14 protein-coding genes are annotated in these 15,783 nt (G+C 43.7%); 6 read left to right on the forward strand and 8 right to left on the reverse strand.

All coding sequences use genetic code 11. From position 1 onward, the window contains the following. The first annotated feature begins 255 nt into the window (after window positions 1–255). Window positions 256–1,275, forward strand: coding sequence for a transcriptional regulator MelR (melR, locus tag AC3CIA_RS19390; protein ID WP_488519569.1), 1,020 nt, complete (start codon window positions 256–258; stop codon window positions 1,273–1,275). Window positions 1,276–1,353: 78 nt separating this feature from the next. Here melR and AC3CIA_RS19395 read toward each other — a convergent pair whose 3' ends face one another. Continuing rightward, the gene (locus AC3CIA_RS19395) at window positions 1,354–3,597 is read right to left on the reverse strand and encodes a hypothetical protein (protein WP_488519570.1); all 2,244 of its coding nucleotides are present in this window, start codon (window positions 3,595–3,597) and stop codon (window positions 1,354–1,356) included. A 297-nt stretch (window positions 3,598–3,894) separates the two neighbouring features. On the opposite strand from AC3CIA_RS19395, the gene AC3CIA_RS19400 reads away from it, so the two are divergent. Next, window positions 3,895–4,050, forward strand: coding sequence for a DUF5993 family protein (locus AC3CIA_RS19400; RefSeq protein ID WP_017075701.1), 156 nt, complete (start codon window positions 3,895–3,897; stop codon window positions 4,048–4,050). Window positions 4,051–4,059: 9 nt separating this feature from the next. Then, a complete protein-coding gene (locus AC3CIA_RS19405) occupies window positions 4,060–4,614 on the forward strand; it encodes a disulfide bond formation protein B (RefSeq protein ID WP_488519571.1) in 555 nt (184 codons plus the stop codon). Between the two features lie 102 nt (window positions 4,615–4,716). Here the strand turns inward: AC3CIA_RS19405 and AC3CIA_RS19410 are convergent, their stop codons facing one another. The 3 genes from AC3CIA_RS19410 to AC3CIA_RS19420 form a co-directional block, all read right to left on the reverse strand. After that, a complete protein-coding gene (locus tag AC3CIA_RS19410; RefSeq protein ID WP_488519572.1) occupies window positions 4,717–5,346 on the reverse strand; it encodes a bifunctional 4-hydroxy-2-oxoglutarate aldolase/2-dehydro-3-deoxy-phosphogluconate aldolase in 630 nt (209 codons plus the stop codon). Window positions 5,347–5,349: 3 nt separating this feature from the next. Beyond that, window positions 5,350–6,318, reverse strand: a complete 969-nt coding sequence (locus tag AC3CIA_RS19415; protein WP_488519573.1) for a sugar kinase — start codon at window positions 6,316–6,318, stop codon at window positions 5,350–5,352. A 106-nt stretch (window positions 6,319–6,424) separates the two neighbouring features. Then, a complete protein-coding gene (locus AC3CIA_RS19420) occupies window positions 6,425–7,858 on the reverse strand; it encodes a PTS transporter subunit EIIC (RefSeq protein ID WP_065206597.1) in 1,434 nt (477 codons plus the stop codon). A 261-nt stretch (window positions 7,859–8,119) separates the two neighbouring features. On the opposite strand from AC3CIA_RS19420, the gene AC3CIA_RS19425 reads away from it, so the two are divergent. After that, window positions 8,120–9,319, forward strand: a complete 1,200-nt coding sequence (locus AC3CIA_RS19425; RefSeq protein ID WP_488519574.1) for an enolase C-terminal domain-like protein — start codon at window positions 8,120–8,122, stop codon at window positions 9,317–9,319. Between the two features lie 29 nt (window positions 9,320–9,348). On the opposite strand, the gene AC3CIA_RS19430 is transcribed toward AC3CIA_RS19425, so the two are convergent. Together AC3CIA_RS19430 and AC3CIA_RS19435 are read right to left on the reverse strand one after the other, a co-directional pair. Next, the gene (locus AC3CIA_RS19430) at window positions 9,349–10,062 is read right to left on the reverse strand and encodes a GntR family transcriptional regulator (RefSeq protein ID WP_208774559.1); all 714 of its coding nucleotides are present in this window, start codon (window positions 10,060–10,062) and stop codon (window positions 9,349–9,351) included. Window positions 10,063–10,345: 283 nt separating this feature from the next. Beyond that, entirely contained in the window at window positions 10,346–11,590 is a 1,245-nt protein-coding gene (locus AC3CIA_RS19435; RefSeq protein ID WP_341634258.1) for a membrane dipeptidase, read from the reverse strand. 239 nt (window positions 11,591–11,829) lie between these two features. Here AC3CIA_RS19435 and AC3CIA_RS19440 point away from each other — a divergent pair, with 239 nt between their 5' ends. Continuing rightward, window positions 11,830–12,786, forward strand: coding sequence for a helix-turn-helix domain-containing protein (locus tag AC3CIA_RS19440; protein WP_488519575.1), 957 nt, complete (start codon window positions 11,830–11,832; stop codon window positions 12,784–12,786). Between the two features lie 46 nt (window positions 12,787–12,832). On the opposite strand, the gene AC3CIA_RS19445 is transcribed toward AC3CIA_RS19440, so the two are convergent. Together AC3CIA_RS19445 and add are read right to left on the reverse strand one after the other, a co-directional pair. Beyond that, window positions 12,833–13,408, reverse strand: coding sequence for a sugar O-acetyltransferase (locus AC3CIA_RS19445; protein WP_488519576.1), 576 nt, complete (start codon window positions 13,406–13,408; stop codon window positions 12,833–12,835). 167 nt (window positions 13,409–13,575) lie between these two features. After that, window positions 13,576–14,574: an adenosine deaminase gene (add, locus tag AC3CIA_RS19450; protein ID WP_171315215.1), complete on the reverse strand. Its 999-nt coding sequence runs from the start codon at window positions 14,572–14,574 to the stop codon at window positions 13,576–13,578. Between the two features lie 120 nt (window positions 14,575–14,694). On the opposite strand from add, the gene AC3CIA_RS19455 reads away from it, so the two are divergent. Further along, window positions 14,695–15,630 (forward strand): LysR substrate-binding domain-containing protein, encoded by a 936-nt coding sequence (locus tag AC3CIA_RS19455; RefSeq protein WP_488519577.1) that lies wholly within the window; start codon window positions 14,695–14,697, stop codon window positions 15,628–15,630. Window positions 15,631–15,783 lie beyond the last annotated feature (153 nt).

A 15,783-nucleotide genomic window follows, 5' to 3' on the forward strand; every position in this document is an offset into this window, starting at 1 on the left:
CTCAGATAATCAAATAGCTCTCCCGTTTTCTAATATTTTAAAATCATTGAATGGAAATCTTAGGAAATGGGATAACTTACTGGCTTTTGAGGAGAGGGGGTGTGCAATGAAGCGAGTTTTGCACTTAAGGTGCTGACTCTAATCACATTGTACTAATCTTATGAAATGGGGTATTTCGGCACTATGATCGCCTTCAGAGTTTTATTATCGAGGAACTGCTAAAAGTCATTTATACGATTTCCTAAGGAACGAGATATGCCGCAATCAACCCCTGATACGCTGAGAATTATCACTTTAGATAAGTACTCATCCGAGACCGTGTCGGTAAGTCCGCTTTCTCTCTATTCTTCCTATGAGAAAATCGATATCGAACTTAGAGCTCCTCACTCCATGCCCGGCTATCATTGGCATGGTCAAATTGAGGTGAATATTCCTTTTGGGGACGATGTGGAATACATCATTAACGGCAGCCCAATCGTGGTTAAGAGTGGATCGATTGGCTTGTTTTGGGCATCGGTACCTCATCGACTCACCAATCCCGGCCAAAGCCATAATATGGGGATCATCAACATACCGATTCATCATTTTATGTCGTGGACTCTCAGTCGAGATTTAGTCAATCAGATAACTCACGGCAGTGTGTTGCAATCGAATTCTTGTTCGTTAGTGAGTGAATTTGAAATTGCCCGTTGGGTACAAGAGATAAAGCATTCGTCAGAAAGTCGCCAGCAGTTGGCTATCGATGAAATTGGCTTGATGCTTAAGCGAATCTGCCTTGATGGTTGGCAACAACTGCTCGTAAATCGACAGGAAAAATCGACCTCAAAAGGGGTGTCGAAACACTCTCAATTTTATGTCAGCCAAATGTTGGAATACATCGCCACGCATCACAACCAGCCATTAACCGTGAAAGATATCGCAGAACATATTGGATTACATGCCAACTATGCAATGAACGTATTTCAGCGAACGATACAGATGACCATCAAGCAGTACATTACTGCGATGCGAATTAATCATGCTCGTGCTTTACTGAGTGATACCGACAGAACCATTCTCGATATTTCACTCACGGTGGGCTTCAATTCGAGTAGCCGATTCTATGAAACTTTCCAAACGTACATTGGCGTCACGCCGACGCAATATCGAAAAGTAGCGAGGGAAGATCATCGGTGGAGCAGTCATGGAGCCAGCCCCGTCTACGACCTTGAGAAAGGCGCGTGTGATGGTAAAAGGCCGCTAACGGTCACCGATAATTTAAAGGAAAAGTGGTAAGTGTTTATTCCGTTGCGTAAAGATGGCTAATACCCTGAACTAGGGGCTAAGGGGCTAAGGGGCTAAGGGGCTAAGGGGCTAATAAAGCAGAAATAGCCCTTGATACCCCCCAAGCTTAACTTCTGTCACATACTCACCAACCTTGCCATTCATATCGACTGGCCTCATTGGCTTGTTTAATGGAATACTGAGTTTCGGTGCCGAATAGAAGTCACGATTTTTACCATAGAAATCGGTTCGATAAAGTACGCGCCCATGCTCAAACTCTCTTGAGAGCACCATCTCTTGAGGGCCTCCCTCTACGATGTTTGTTTCCGAACGATAAAGAAAATAGGTATAGGTTGGTAACAGCTGAACCTTACCGTTTGGCAGATCAGCATGCACAACTTGATGCTTGGTTGAATTGCCGACAATGGTGTAGTCACTGGGTGTTGAGTGTGTGGTCGAAAGCATTAACGGAATGGGCTCTAATTTATTCGGAATCCGGTTGGCTGGAAAGCCTAGGTCGACCTTGAGCAGCTGTGTCGGTCGGTAAGCGATGTTTTTCGGCACACCACTCTTCCAAAAATTCTCTTCGGTAGTATTGCCACTGCCATACACATAACTGCTATTCCACTGGTTAAAATAACTATGTTGTGGCTGGTAGCTGAGGTAATAAATAGCGAGGGTTGAATACTGATCTTGTTGCCAGTTATCTTGGCTGTTACCTAGGTATTGAACGCGCCCATAGCGAGTAGTGGCTTGGAATATAACGCTTGAATCAGTGTTAGCTAACGCTGAGTTATCCCAAAACTTAGACAATCCGGCATAACCACTAAAGCCTGTAGAGGGGAATAAGTAGTGCTCCCTAAAGTACAGGTTTCCTGAGTTAATTAAGTGTGATTGCCCGTTTCGGCCATAAAGGTTGGCCGTTCCAATATTAAGGCCAATTGAAAGAGTATCGTCGTTAGCTGATAACTGTTTGAGAAAGGCGGCGAAGTGCGTCTTGTATTGCTTATCCGCTTCATTAGACCCTACGACAAGACCAAGCTCTTGAATGGTTCCTCCTGAATGAACCTCAAATTGATTGCTGCCAAGGAGTTTGTTGGTATCGTCGTTGTAGGCGCCATTGAGCCCTTGTTGCCCCCAATGTTTGGAATAGTAGTTTCGCATCAACATCAGTAGATCTGGGTTAGTAAGGTTGGTCAATGACCATGATGAGTTTTGGTTCCACATTCGGCCGAAAGGAATGACGCGAGACTCCCAGCGAAATCGAGCTGTAGCCAATTTGTTATTCCTATTTTCATATTCAGAAGGTGATAAATAGTTGTCTTGGTCGAGATCGGCTGACTGGTCAAAACCACGGATCTTGCGCCAATACTTGGTTTCGTTTGGTGGTTGTGAATCTGTCTTTGAAGTCTGCAGATCTTTGAGTTCGATTTTCGGGAAATGGTCCTTCAATTGAACTTGATTTAAGCGAGGGCGAATATCATTTTGGTTCCCTTGCCAGCGTACCCTAACAACGTATAAACGCCCGCCATCGCGAATAAACGTAGAACCAAAATACTGACCCCCACCATAACTCTGGCCACTTCCATCATGAGTCGTTGCTCTGACCCAATTCGAGGGCACTCGCCAGTTTACGGCTTGGTTTCGGGTCATGTTGCTTGTGTTATCTTCCATTATAACGACGCTAGACCATGCCGTGACTTTGCCCTCAACGTTCATCGATGATGGATACTCAATCTGAAACTCTCCGCCCTGTGCAAAGTGTGAAAATTCAAATGCTAAGTGATTGAATTTCTCAGAGTGATAAACGTAGAGAGCGCCACCTTTGTCAAAATGTTCAAACACATCAGCATCCCAAGGTGGTGGTTGATAAAGAGAAAAGCCCGCGTGCTTTTCATCAGCGGTATAGCCGATAATTATAGGTTTGCGATTTAAAGTGGTATTGGCACCGTGACTCGTATCACGCTCTGCCAGAATCGTGTCTTCTGAAAAGTGTAGGAAAAAATCTTCGTAATCAATGCCATTTCGCTCTGCGGCATTTCTAATTTCGTTTTCTAATTCTCCTGAATTCAGATCCAATTTTTGGTTGTACATATAACCAATCGCGCTGACGCTTTCGTTATCATTTTTATCGGCGTAAGCCCCAAACACCAAGTCACTATTGTTGACCTCCCAATCGATCACCTCTCTGGCTGATAAGGAGGAGCCATGTAAGTTGAACCCATTCTCATGTTGGCTTGGTAGCACAATGGTATAGCTTGCCAAGCTGGTGTTTGAAGACACAAGGCATGTAAAGGGAAGGGCCAATAGTAGTCGAGTACGGTGTTTTTTCATCAAGCTTCCTAGTCACAATGGGAGCGATTTTATATCAGCCAAATTAAGCATCTCACGCTATGTCAGTGTAGCAAAGCACGGTATTGGGGTTCGGTGTTCATCGGGTGGTTAGCTCGAATAGATATCAGCATATAGCTTCTAACTTGACAGTTTGGAGGTTACTACCAACTATTAAGTTGATGATTTTTAATCCGTAATCCATTGGTTCACCTAAGTTGAATGACTAAGGACGTAGGTGCGGGTGTTTTGTGATGTTCAATATGACTGAACTCGATAAGTAAGGAGGGGATGCCCCTTATGATGTCTTTACTGTTTTTGTTATTACTTGTGGCGATGGTGTGCGGGTTTTTCGGCAAGAAGACCGCCGCGTATGGCTTTTTCGCTGGCTCAGTGATCCTTGGTTTGTATTGGTTTAATCACCATGCGACTGACCCTCTGTCGATCTTATTGTAAGGAGCTAACATGAATCGAAATCAGTTAACTCTTCTGAATACGCTTGGCTTACTGGGTATGACAGCCGTTTTGTTGATCGGCTTTATTCTTCAGTTTGTCCTCAATGAACTTCCTTGCCCACTGTGTTTACTGCAACGGATTGGCTTTGTGATGGTCGCGTTTGGCTTCATGCTGAATGTGGTTTATGGGCCTCAACCGCGTCACTATGGGGTTGTGCTAATTGGCGCTTTGTATGGTGTCGCCACATCGTTAAGACAAGTTTCCCTACACGTGATTCCGGGCACTCCTGGTTACGGTAGCCCTATTTTGGGGATGCATTATTACACTTGGGCCTTTGTGTTGTTCGCTGCAACCATATTGGGTGTAGCCGTGATCTTGATACTAACCAATAAGGCCGAGTCTCACGAACCTTACAAAATGAGTAACTTTGGACGGATTGTGTGTTTACTAGCAATCGTGGTGGTGGCATTGAATGCTATTGCTACATTTGTCGAATGTGGTCCTTATCAGTGCCCTGATAATCCGGTGAGCTATTGGTTACTCAATCAAGGTGCTGGTGGATAATTTCTGTGTTTAGAAAAAAGAGCGAGAGGCAAGCTTCTCGCTCTTTTTGTATGCGTTGTATTCTCAAACCCCGCTAACGCTTTGGGCTAGCGACGGATCTGCTTATTGATTTACTTGCTCAACAATCTCTCGCGTTAGACGGGCAATCTCGTCCCACTCTTTGTTTTCGACGAGCTTCTTATCCACCATCCAGGTGCCACCACATGCCAATACCTGAGGAACGGCTAGGTAGTTGCCAATGTTTGATGGCGTGATACCGCCTGTAGGCATGAGTCTTATGTCGCCATAAGGTCCGACTAACGATTTCACCATACTGATACCGCCAGAAGCTTCTGCTGGGAAGAACTTCAAGGTTGTTAAGCCCATCTCTAATGCCGCTTCAACGGTGCTTGGATTGTTCACTCCAGGAATGATATCGATGCCGATTTCTTGGCATGCTTTAACCGTGTTTGTATTGAATCCCGGTGATACCACAAACGTTGCGCCCGCTTCTTTGGCTGCGAGTGCTTGCTCACGGTTCAAGATGGTGCCCGCGCCGATCAGCATGTTAGGCTGAGCTTCGCGAAGCAGTCGGATAGCTTCAACAGCGGCGTCTGAACGGAACGTAATCTCAGCAGCAGGAAGGCCATTCTCAGCCAATACTTTGCCTAGAGGGATAATATCCTCTGCGTTATCAATCGCGATAACAGGGATAACTTTAAGTGCTTTTAGCTGTTCGTTAATTGTAGGCATGGTTTACTTCTTAATAGGGTTTGAAAGAGTATCGGTGATGACTTTTGGAATAATTGCACCGTGGTGCTGAATCACTAGTCTTGCGAGTGCATTACCTTGTTGGCAGGCTTCTGAAACAGAACCTCCAGCGAGATAGCAAGATAAGAAACCGCCGTTAAAAGAGTCGCCAGCAGAGGTGCTATCAACCACAGTCTCGACAGGTGTCGTTGTGATTTTCACTGGCTCATTTTCGGGGTTTTCGCTGATCAAGCAGCCTTCAGCACCAAGCTTCACAACAACGGTTTTGACGCCGAGTGAATGCAGCCTTCTTATGGTGTCTTGCGGCGTTGTATCGCCCCACAATAGTTGTTCGTCATCAAAGGTAACCAAGGCGAGATCTGTCGCTTGATAGGCAAGCTGATAAGCTTCTTTGGTTGCGTCTTGTGAGTCCCACAACTTTGGTCGGTAGTTACTATCAAAGGCGATGGCCACACCACGTTCACGTAGACCTTGGATGATAGTGAGTAACTTTAGCTGATCGCCATGAGGCAAGATCGCCAGAGATATCCCGCTCAAAAACACCATATCAACATCGCAAAGTTGGGCTGTTATCTTATCGAAATCTGGGTGCTGCACCATGTAACGAGCAGCAGAGTCATTACGCCAATACAAGAATGTGCGTTCGCCAACGTCGTCTAATTGAATCAGATACAGGCCTGGCGAGCGCTGTTCGTCGATAAGCACTAAATCGGTTGATAACCCTTCATCTTGCCAACGCTTAAGTATCTCTTGGCTAATGGAATCTGCTCCAAGAGCCGTGACATAACTGGTACGAATCATAGGTGTATCTGACGAACAGGAATAGCTGGTGGCACTTCGGTTCAAATAAACAGCGGCGTTGAGCGTATCCCCACCATAGGTCTGTTGCATGGTACCGAATGGAGCGCCGTTCAGTTCTATCATGCACTCGCCGATAATCGCAATGTGGCTCATAGTGTGCCCTTACAGAAAGATTGGTATTGCTAGGTATAAATGATGGAACGTGGCTACAAGGAAAGTAGCCACGTTGATTCTTTTCCCAATAGGTTGGGAGGAAGTGTTATTTGTTGTCTAGCTTTACGAACAACAGTGTTAGTACGTAAGACAGTACAAACACACCAACCACACCCATAATCGCTTGGATAAAGTTCTGTGTGCCGGCTGCAAGGTAAGCTGGCAAGCTGAATACAGAAGAAAGAATGTAGCTCGTTAAGTGCGTATCGATTGTTACCGAGATAGCACCGAACACACCTGCAGCCAAACTCGCGGTCATCATCGCTTTGGTGTATTTCGTAAGTACACCAAATAGAGCCGGCTCCGTGATGCCTAAGATAGCGGTAACACTTGAGCCCATCGTGATTGAAGATTGCTCTTTAGAAACTGTTTTACGTTGCTTGTGCCAGATAGCCATTGTCGCGCCAGCAATTGCCATGTTACCTAAACACATGATCGGCATTAGTAAATCCTTACCATACAGAGCAAAGTTGTTCAGGCTAATCGGCGTCATGCTGTGGTGAATACCAAATACGATGGTAATCGGGCGAGTTAGACCAAACACAAAGCCCGTTAATGTCGGAGAGATCTCCAGTAGCGAGCTCATTACCCAACCCGCGCCGTTACTTAGCCAGATACCAGCAGGGCCAACAAATGATAGCGTGATGGTCGAAGTTACCGTAAAGGCAAGCAGTGGTGTAAATACAGGCTTCGCAGAAGAAGGAACTAGACGGTCAACTAACGGAGTCACTTTAGACAATAACCAGATTGCTAGAATCGCAGGAACAATTGCGCCGCCGTAGTTGAGCAGTTCAATCGGAACCACGCCAAGAACCGTCAGCTCCGGAGCTGCGCCAGCATCTTTTAGCATCGCCGCTTTATCTACTAGCTTGGGTGCTAACATTGCGGAGGAAACAGCAAGCGCAATGTATTCGTTTACTTTGAATACTTTAGCTGCAGAGAAAGAAACCAGCATAGGTAAGAAGAAGAACACAGCAACAGATATTGAGCGGAAGAAATAAACTGTGTCTGAGGTTTCAGAGATAACATTGGTCGCAATAAGACCAGACAACAGGCCCATCAACATACCAGCGCCAGCAATTGCAGGCACGACAGGGCCAAAGATGCCTGCGACAATGCGCATCACGCCCTGGAACAGCTTGCCTTTCTCTAGCTCATCAGCCGGATTAGCGTCAGCTTGTTGAGTGTTTGATAGAGCGTTGAACCACTTCTCTACCTCAACTCCAATGATAACTTGAGTTTGGCCTTGTTGAAGTACCACACCTTTCACATCAGCGATCTGCTTAATAGCCTCTTCGTCTACCAGAGACTCGTCTGCCAATTTGAATCTTAGTCTTGTCATACAGTGCGTGAGACTCACGATATTATCTTCACCACCAAGTGCAGTGACTAATAACTGTATATTTTCTCTGAAATTTTTCTTTTTAGACGATGACTTAGAGTTATTCATAACAGCATCATTATTTTCAACAATTTGCATACTACACCTGTTACTGGGATATATTTAACTCCAGTAATCATATCGATAACTTATTTAAAGCCAATGGGGTAAAAAGAGACTTCAATCACACTTAAAATTCGAATAAATTATTTTCTACCGTTTTGGGCCAATTGGTATGTTTTGTTTATCAAAAAAAAACACTAAACGTACCAATTATTTTTGCATGAAATTTAACGCTTGAAATGTGCTTTTTAACACGGTTAGATAATAAGAGTTGAAGTTAGTTTAGGTTATTTAATTGTGAAAAAAACTATTATATCCGATATCCATTGTATTATTACCAAGCCAGATAGGCATAACCTCATCACGGTTGTAGTTGAAACCAATGAAGGTGTGACAGGCTTTGGTTGCGCGACCTTCCAACAACGACCGCTTGCTGTAAAAACAATGGTCGATGAGTATCTAAAACCTCTTCTAGTTGGTAAAAATGCTAATAATATTGAAGACTTATGGCAAATGATGATGGTCAATGCTTATTGGCGAAATGGCCCTGTTATCAATAATGCAATTTCCGGTGTTGATATGGCACTGTGGGATATTAAAGCCAAACTAGCGGGTATGCCGTTACATCAATTATTTGGTGGTAAGTCTCGTGATGCTATTCCTGTATACACACACGCGACTAGCGACACAATGGAAGGTATTTATGAGTTGGTTGAATCTTTCCTAGACAAAGGTTACAAGCATATTCGTTGTCAGCTTGGTTTCTATGGCGGTGTTCCAACCGATTTGCATACCACAAAAATTCCAACTGAAGGTTCGTACTACGACCAAGATCAGTACATGGACAATACACTAACGATGTTTAAGTCGCTTAGAGAAAAATACGGTAACCAATTCCATATTCTTCACGATGTTCATGAGCGCCTTTTCCCAAATCAAGCGATACAATTTGCCAAAGAAGTCGAGCAATATAAGCCTTACTTCATTGAAGATATTCTTCCGCCAAATCAAACAGAATGGTTGGATAATATTCGTAGCCAAAGTTCGGTTTCATTGGGTTTAGGGGAGTTGTTTAACAACCCTGAAGAGTGGAAGTCTTTGATTGCCAACCGCCGTATTGATTTTATTCGTTGTCATGTTTCACAAATTGGTGGCATTACACCTGCGCTTAAACTGGGACATTTATGTCAGAACTTTGGTGTTCGTATTGCATGGCACTGCCCGCCAGACATGACGCCAATTGGCGCTGCGGTAAATACGCATTTGAATGTGCACCTACACAATGCAGCAATTCAAGAGCATGTTGAATACAACGCAAACACACACAAAGTATTCCCGAATGCCGCAGAGCCTATCAACGGTTATTTGTATGCATCGGAAGTCGCCGGGATCGGCGTAGAGATGGATCGAGAGGTTGCTGCAGAGTTTCCTGTGATGTACCGCCCTCATGAGTGGACTCAAAGTCGACTACCAGATGGCTCAATTCATACGCCATAGTCTGTTATTTCAATCAAAATTTAGCCGCACTAGCGGCTATTTTTATCTCTGAAATTCATGCTCTCGTTGTTAAAAGGCGTGTGATAAGTGCATTGATAGTTGATGTCGATAATGTCACTGACGATGAACAATTCGCCAGAGGTAAGGAAGCCACGGTTGGTGATGTTCATTGCCGCGACATTCTTCTTACAGCCCAGTAAATCGGCATCATCTTTGGATACGTTGATGGCTTGATAAGTCGTTAAGTAACTGTCGATCTCTAAGCCTTGAGCGAGTGCGTGTTTTTGAAGCGAACTCTCGATGATGTCTGTGTTCATTTCATGAAAGATACTGACAGGTATTTTTGTTTCTTCAATTTGAACGACTTTATTATTAATTAACCTAAGACGTTTGATCTTCCAAATATATTCATCGTCACGTAGAGAAAATATTTGTTGTTCGTGGTTGTTTGGTAACGCCTTATTTAATTGAATCTTTTTATAAGATATTTCTTCAAAGCTGTTTTCAGTAATCGAGTTATAAACTAGAGGGGTTCCAATCAAAGATGTATTAACAAAGTACCCTGAGCCCACCTTAGATGTCACCATGCCAATCGCTTCTAGCTTGGCTAGCGCTTTTCGAATAGTAAATCGAGATAAGCCATATATTTCAGAGAGTTCCCTTTCTGCAGGAAGCTTATGATTGATACTGTTTTGACAGATCTTGCTAACAATATCTTGGACAACTAATTCATATTTTTTCATTCTAAAAACTTAAAAAAGCACTTATGGTGATTAAATTATAGTTAACTAGATCAGATACTCAGCGCATTCCGAACCAGCCGTTAATTCTAACATAGAAGGCCTATTAGATGATGGGATATAGGGTGTTTTGGAGGGCGAATTTGAGTATTACTTCTGGGTGTGTGACTTCATTCTCTTTCTTCGATATATAGCGGCTGAATGAGGATGTTGTCTACAAGATGTTAAATAAAAAAGCACGCCCAATAGGACGTGCTTCGAATGCTTGAGCTTTGTTAGTTACGAGCTACATCGCTAAGTTTTCATTTCTTAACTTGGTTAGTTCTTTTAGGCGTTTTGCATACTCTTTTTGGAACTTGTCGGGGTCTGCACCTTCAGAAACTTGAGCGTAAACTCTCATCTTGTTACCGCCGTAGATCTTCGCAAGATCATCATTGCTGTAGCCACGTTTCCACAGTTCATCGGTGATGGCTGCAAGGATCTTCGCTAATTCACCATTGCCCGTCGCGCCTTTGTTGAACGCCTCGATCATGTAACCACCATCGTCGTACATTTTCGCGTTCTTGGTTGCGAAATCAACCACCATGTCAGTTGAGAACATGTCATCGGTGGCGATACCTACGTGGTCAACGCCGACCAATTTTACGTAGTAGTCGATCATATCGGCAGCTTGAACTGGAGAGATATCTTCAGGCCAAACGCCGTCCATCATCCATTCCGTGAAGGTTGGAGCAACGTAGCCTCCTGATTTAGCTGCGCGTATTGCTTCATCATCAGGAATGGCACGGTAACAGCCTTTTGGTGTCGCATTCGCTTCGTTTTTGTATAAACCGGCAGGCACAGAGTGGGTGTATACAAATGGCACATCAGGGTAGTTTTCTTCCATATAACCCATGGCATCATTAGCCGTTTTTGAGCCTGTGTGGCTGAGATCTAGAATCACCTGATACTCGACCATCGAATCGATAACAGACTCTCCCCAAGATGTTAAGCCGATGTCTCTGCCATTATATGCAGCAAGTTGGCCCGAACCTGTTCTGAAAATGTCGTTATAAGACAAGATCATGCTTTTGAGACCCATATCTTTAAGGATCGCCATCTTGGTGACATCTTCTTCCAAAATTGTCGCAGTTTGGCTATTCCATAGAACGGCAGTCTTTCTTTCTGTATGGGCTTTTTCAATATCGTGATTAGAGTGGGCAACGATGAACTTATCAGGTTGTTTTGCCATCACAGAACGATGCTTGTGATGGTGGAACAAGAAGTCATCAAAGTTGTGGTCGGCAGCAGTAATGGTGTATTCATGCCCTGTAATACCCGCGTCACGTGCACCTTGGAAGTAATCCAATAATTGTTGGTCGTCACTCCAGCCCGCTCCATATGGGCTCGCGAGCATACCAATGACGATCGTGTCTTGAACGAATGTTTTGGCTTTGTCTGATGCTGGCCAAGTTTTGCTTTCAACACTGGCGTTAGCAACACCAAAACTCATTGCTATACTCGCTGCTACTAACGTGATCTTTTTAAACATGAAAACCTCTCAATTATTGGTTTAAGTCCATTTATTCAATATCTATATTTAATAGTAGACCCTGACGGTATCTCGGGATTATTTAAAATTGATAACCCTGTCATACTTTGCAATCAAAGCTGCTCTTGTTGGCTATGTGGTTCACTTTATTAGTGAAAACTGTAAGTGAACCTTGTTAACTTGAGATAATTGTAGCTAAGCTCTGAAATGAAAATGTGCATTTTGCGTCACTAGTTAATATGGAAAAGGATAGAGTGATGGGGCTTGATATTCCTCTGATTGATAAGCGTGTGGTGAACCACTTTCAACAGTGTTTGCAAGAAGATAACTCGCTTGCTCTCGGCCGTTCATTGGTTGTAGATCTGGCGTTAGAAGTGAAACTTCCATTCAGTATGGATACGTCATCGGCTAGCTATGTTCCGTATAACGTTTTTTCCCTCTTCTTACACCATATCAGGGTTAACCTAGGCCCGAATGACTTCATTGTTGTGCTGTTAGAGAGTGCAACCCGAGCAGCTAAAGAACTTCGATTTCCTGCTCTTTCGATGCAAGATTTCCTTTATTCTTTCCCCATTGAAAAGCTATCTGTGGAACAAAGTGGGGCAAAGTTTTCTGTCTCGTTTAAGACGTCAATGCAGTCAGTTAGTCACGTTGAATCTGAGTTGTTTCTTATCGCTTATACTCACGCTTATTTGAAGGCGCAATATGCTGAGCTCGGTAACCCAATTCGATATGATTTAGTGACAACGAAGTCGCAGGCATTAAGCGAGTTAAAAATCCAAACTGAGACACCTCAATACCTTGGGCAAGAGAATACGCGTATTCAATACGATCGGTTAGAAGTGGAACATTTGCTGGAAACCAAAGTGAAACCCATGGCCGATGCTCGCAAAGTCACTGAGGCTTTGTCGCCATATATTGGTCGAGTCGATATCGACTTAGATACATTTTGCGATTTAATCGGGATTGGAAAGCGTACTATTCAAAGAGCGTTGAATAAAGAAAATACGACCTTCAAAGCGATAAAAGAGACGCTCGCGTTTGATTTCGCTAAGCGGGTTATTTCACAGCAAACCTATACTATTTCTGATGTCGCACTTCACTTAGGTTATGCCGATTCATCGCAGTTTATAAGAGCATTTAAGCGAGTAAATGGGATTACACCTTATCAATGGAAGAAAGGCCATGTTGAGTGATAAACATGGCCTTTCTTAGATTTAGATTGTTGTAGAACTAGTCACTCTATTGCTCAGTATTCAAGTGTCGAATCAACTTGGCTGGCGTACCACCGTATAAGCAGTCTGGTGGTACATCGCTGTTGACCACAGAGTTAGCTGCGATGACTGAACGAGCCCCAATCGTCACGCCTTGGTTGATCACTGAGTTACCGCCAATCCACACATCATCTTCGATTGTTATTGGTAAACAGAAGGTTTCCCATTTACGGCGGCTACGATAATCAAGGGAGTGTGATGGCGTATAGAATTGGGCACTTGGTCCAATTAGAACATTGTTACCGATCTTGATATTCGCACCATCCAACATCACCACGTTCATGTTGATGAAGGTGTCGTCACCAATCTCAATGGTTTTACCAAACTCACAATGAAAAGGGGGCTGGATTAAGCTGCTACTACCAACCTTACCGAATAGCTGCTCTTGCAATGTGTGTTGTTGATCTGGGGTTTGGTGGTTGTTGAAAGCCATTAGCGCCTTTTTTGCATTGGAACGCATGGTATCAATTTCTTGGTCTGCACCATCATACACTTGCCCAGATAGCATCTTTTCCAGTTCAGTTTTATCGCTTGTATTACTCATGCTTGCCCACTTTCCGAGAGTCTTGGTCTAAATGACGAATACTGCAAGATTAGCGATTTTTGGACATAAAAAAAGAGAAAAGCCTCAGCCTTTCTCTTCCTATTTTGTGCTTTAAGCACTAATGCTAAGTGAGCCCAGCTATTCAGCAAAAGGCGCGCTTTGTTAAATTAGATTTGCTCAACGAAACCCATTAGGTGTTGTTTCACTTCGTCTGAAGCAAAAGCGCTGTCGACTGAGTACTTGTAGATTTCTACGTAGTCTTCTTTTGTTAGGCCGAATGTTTCACACACACGCTTCACTTCGTTAGTCATGGTTGTGTTCGACACAGTGCGGTTATCTGTGTTGATAGTGACAACGATGCCGTCTTTCTTGAATTCAGCAATTGGGTGGTCGCTGAACTTGTGAATACACTTAGTTTGCACGTTACTTGTTGGGCAAGTTTCAAGCGCAACCTGCTTTTCTTTCACGATGTTGTACGCGTCTTCGTTACCTTGGATGTGAACACCGTGGCCGATACGCTCAGCGTCTAGCAAAGTAACCGCATCGTAAACGTTTTGACCATGCCATTGCTCACCAGCGTGCACGGTAATGCGGTAGCCTTTTTCAAGAGCGTACTGTGTGTACTCAGGGAATTCAGCGCAGAAGCCTGGCTTTTCACCGCCAGCGATATCAAATGCTACAACACCTTTACCTAGGTAAGGTTGACCTGCATCGATCACGTCTTTGATAGAGTCTTTAGGGAACATACGAAGCACAGACATGATGTAGTTGCCTTTGATGTCGTATTTCTCTTCAGCACGCTTCATGCCTTTAACTGCGCTTGCAATGATCGCATCAAGAGACAGACCTTTGTTTACGTGCAGGATTGGTGCAAAGCGAACTTCTAGGTACTTAACGTTTTCTAGTGCAGCGTCTTCGTAAAGCTCGAAAGAGATACGTTCAATCGCTTCTTCAGTCTGCATTACTTGTAATGGCAGGCTGAAACAAGCCAGGTACTCATCTAAGTTTTTACAATCTTCTGGCACCGTTAGAGATTGAACAACCGCATCGCGATCTTCAGGTAGTTCGATATTGTATTGTTTTGCTAGGTCAATAATCGTATCTGGACGAACACTTCCGTCTAGGTGGCAGTGTAAATCAATCTTTGGTAGTGCTAGAAAATCCATGAGTATTCCTTAATTCTATTATTATTTGAGCGTGTTAACTCACATGCGCTAAATTTACCAAGACAATGATATGATTTAAAGTGACAATTAATCATCATTAACCTGAATTTAGGGAATATCATGGTAGATGTGAAAAGCTTACTTAAATGCGATATGAATTTGCTGCTTTGCTTACACGTTCTGATTGAAGAGCGAAGTGTGAGCAAAACGGCAGATCGACTCTTTTTGAGCCAGTCAGCGGTAAGTAAACAGCTCACTAAACTCAGAGCTTTGTTTGATGATCCGCTGTTTGAGCGAGAATCAAAGGGGTTGTTCCCAACGCCCAAAGCACTCGCTTTGGCACCTAAGGTCCACCAAATCCTACTGCAAATTGAAAAGCTGACCGTTCCCGAAGTTTTCGATCCTAAAGCCAGTGAGCGTACCTTCACTATAGACCTTGTCGAAACCGCCTACACCGCGATTTATCCGCACTTCATGCCGACTGCTCTCGCGGAAGCGCCTCACATTACCATCAACAGCTCAACGTGGAGCAGCGACAGCTTCAAGCGTTTGCTAAAACGTGAAGTGGATTTTGGCATCGGTATTTTTGAGCTGGATGAGCGAGCATCTACCCATGTGCAATGTATTCCCGATGATCTGGATTACGTAGAACTGTGCTTGGACTATTCTGTGTGTTTGATGCGAAATGACCATCCGGCGTTAAAGGAAGAGTGGAACCTCGACACCTTCTTGAAGTATCGACACATACAGTTGGTGACGGGCGGAGCGGGGGATTGGCTATTGATGGAAGTGCTGAACTCTAAGCAGTTGGAAATCAACAAAGCCGCTAACGTGTCAGACATCACCAGCGCCATTAAGCTGTGTAAGCAGAGTGATTTACTGATGTGCTACCCATATAATTCAGTGCGTGATTACATTGATAGCGGTGAGTTGGTGATGAAGCCCGTACCGGTCGATTTGGTGCCAGGAGGTTTGTTCTTGCTATGGCATAAATACTTCGATTCAGAGCCGAGCCATAAGTGGCTTCGCGATTTGATCATCAAACAGATTCAATAATAAACGATAATATAATTAAGAGTTAGTATTAGTTACTTATTGAAAATTAAAAGAAAAATTTCGAATTAGCAACTTGTTGGATATTTTTTGTTTTTATTTCGTCTTTTTATTATGAGCCTCGTCTTAATTACGTTGCTATAGCTTTTTTAAGAC

The sequence above is a fragment of the Vibrio sp. QJM3NY_27 genome, assembly GCF_057785955.1.

What these genes read in the sequence shown, in the direction of transcription:
- melR (WP_488519569.1), top strand. Translation starts at nt 256, where the DNA reads ATGCCGCAATCAACCCCTGATACGCTGAGAATTATCACTTTAGATAAG.
- AC3CIA_RS19430 (WP_208774559.1), bottom strand. Translation starts at nt 10,062, where the DNA reads ATGAAAAAATATGAATTAGTTGTCCAAGATATTGTTAGCAAGATCTGT.
- AC3CIA_RS19395 (WP_488519570.1), bottom strand. Translation starts at nt 3,597, where the DNA reads ATGAAAAAACACCGTACTCGACTACTATTGGCCCTTCCCTTTACATGC.
- AC3CIA_RS19435 (WP_341634258.1), bottom strand. Translation starts at nt 11,590, where the DNA reads ATGTTTAAAAAGATCACGTTAGTAGCAGCGAGTATAGCAATGAGTTTT.
- AC3CIA_RS19440 (WP_488519575.1), top strand. Translation starts at nt 11,830, where the DNA reads ATGGAAAAGGATAGAGTGATGGGGCTTGATATTCCTCTGATTGATAAG.
- AC3CIA_RS19410 (WP_488519572.1), bottom strand. Translation starts at nt 5,346, where the DNA reads ATGCCTACAATTAACGAACAGCTAAAAGCACTTAAAGTTATCCCTGTT.
- AC3CIA_RS19420 (WP_065206597.1), bottom strand. Translation starts at nt 7,858, where the DNA reads ATGCAAATTGTTGAAAATAATGATGCTGTTATGAATAACTCTAAGTCA.
- AC3CIA_RS19455 (WP_488519577.1), top strand. Translation starts at nt 14,695, where the DNA reads ATGGTAGATGTGAAAAGCTTACTTAAATGCGATATGAATTTGCTGCTT.
- AC3CIA_RS19445 (WP_488519576.1), bottom strand. Translation starts at nt 13,408, where the DNA reads ATGAGTAATACAAGCGATAAAACTGAACTGGAAAAGATGCTATCTGGG.
- add (WP_171315215.1), bottom strand. Translation starts at nt 14,574, where the DNA reads ATGGATTTTCTAGCACTACCAAAGATTGATTTACACTGCCACCTAGAC.
- AC3CIA_RS19405 (WP_488519571.1), top strand. Translation starts at nt 4,060, where the DNA reads ATGAATCGAAATCAGTTAACTCTTCTGAATACGCTTGGCTTACTGGGT.
- AC3CIA_RS19400 (WP_017075701.1), top strand. Translation starts at nt 3,895, where the DNA reads ATGATGTCTTTACTGTTTTTGTTATTACTTGTGGCGATGGTGTGCGGG.
- AC3CIA_RS19415 (WP_488519573.1), bottom strand. Translation starts at nt 6,318, where the DNA reads ATGAGCCACATTGCGATTATCGGCGAGTGCATGATAGAACTGAACGGC.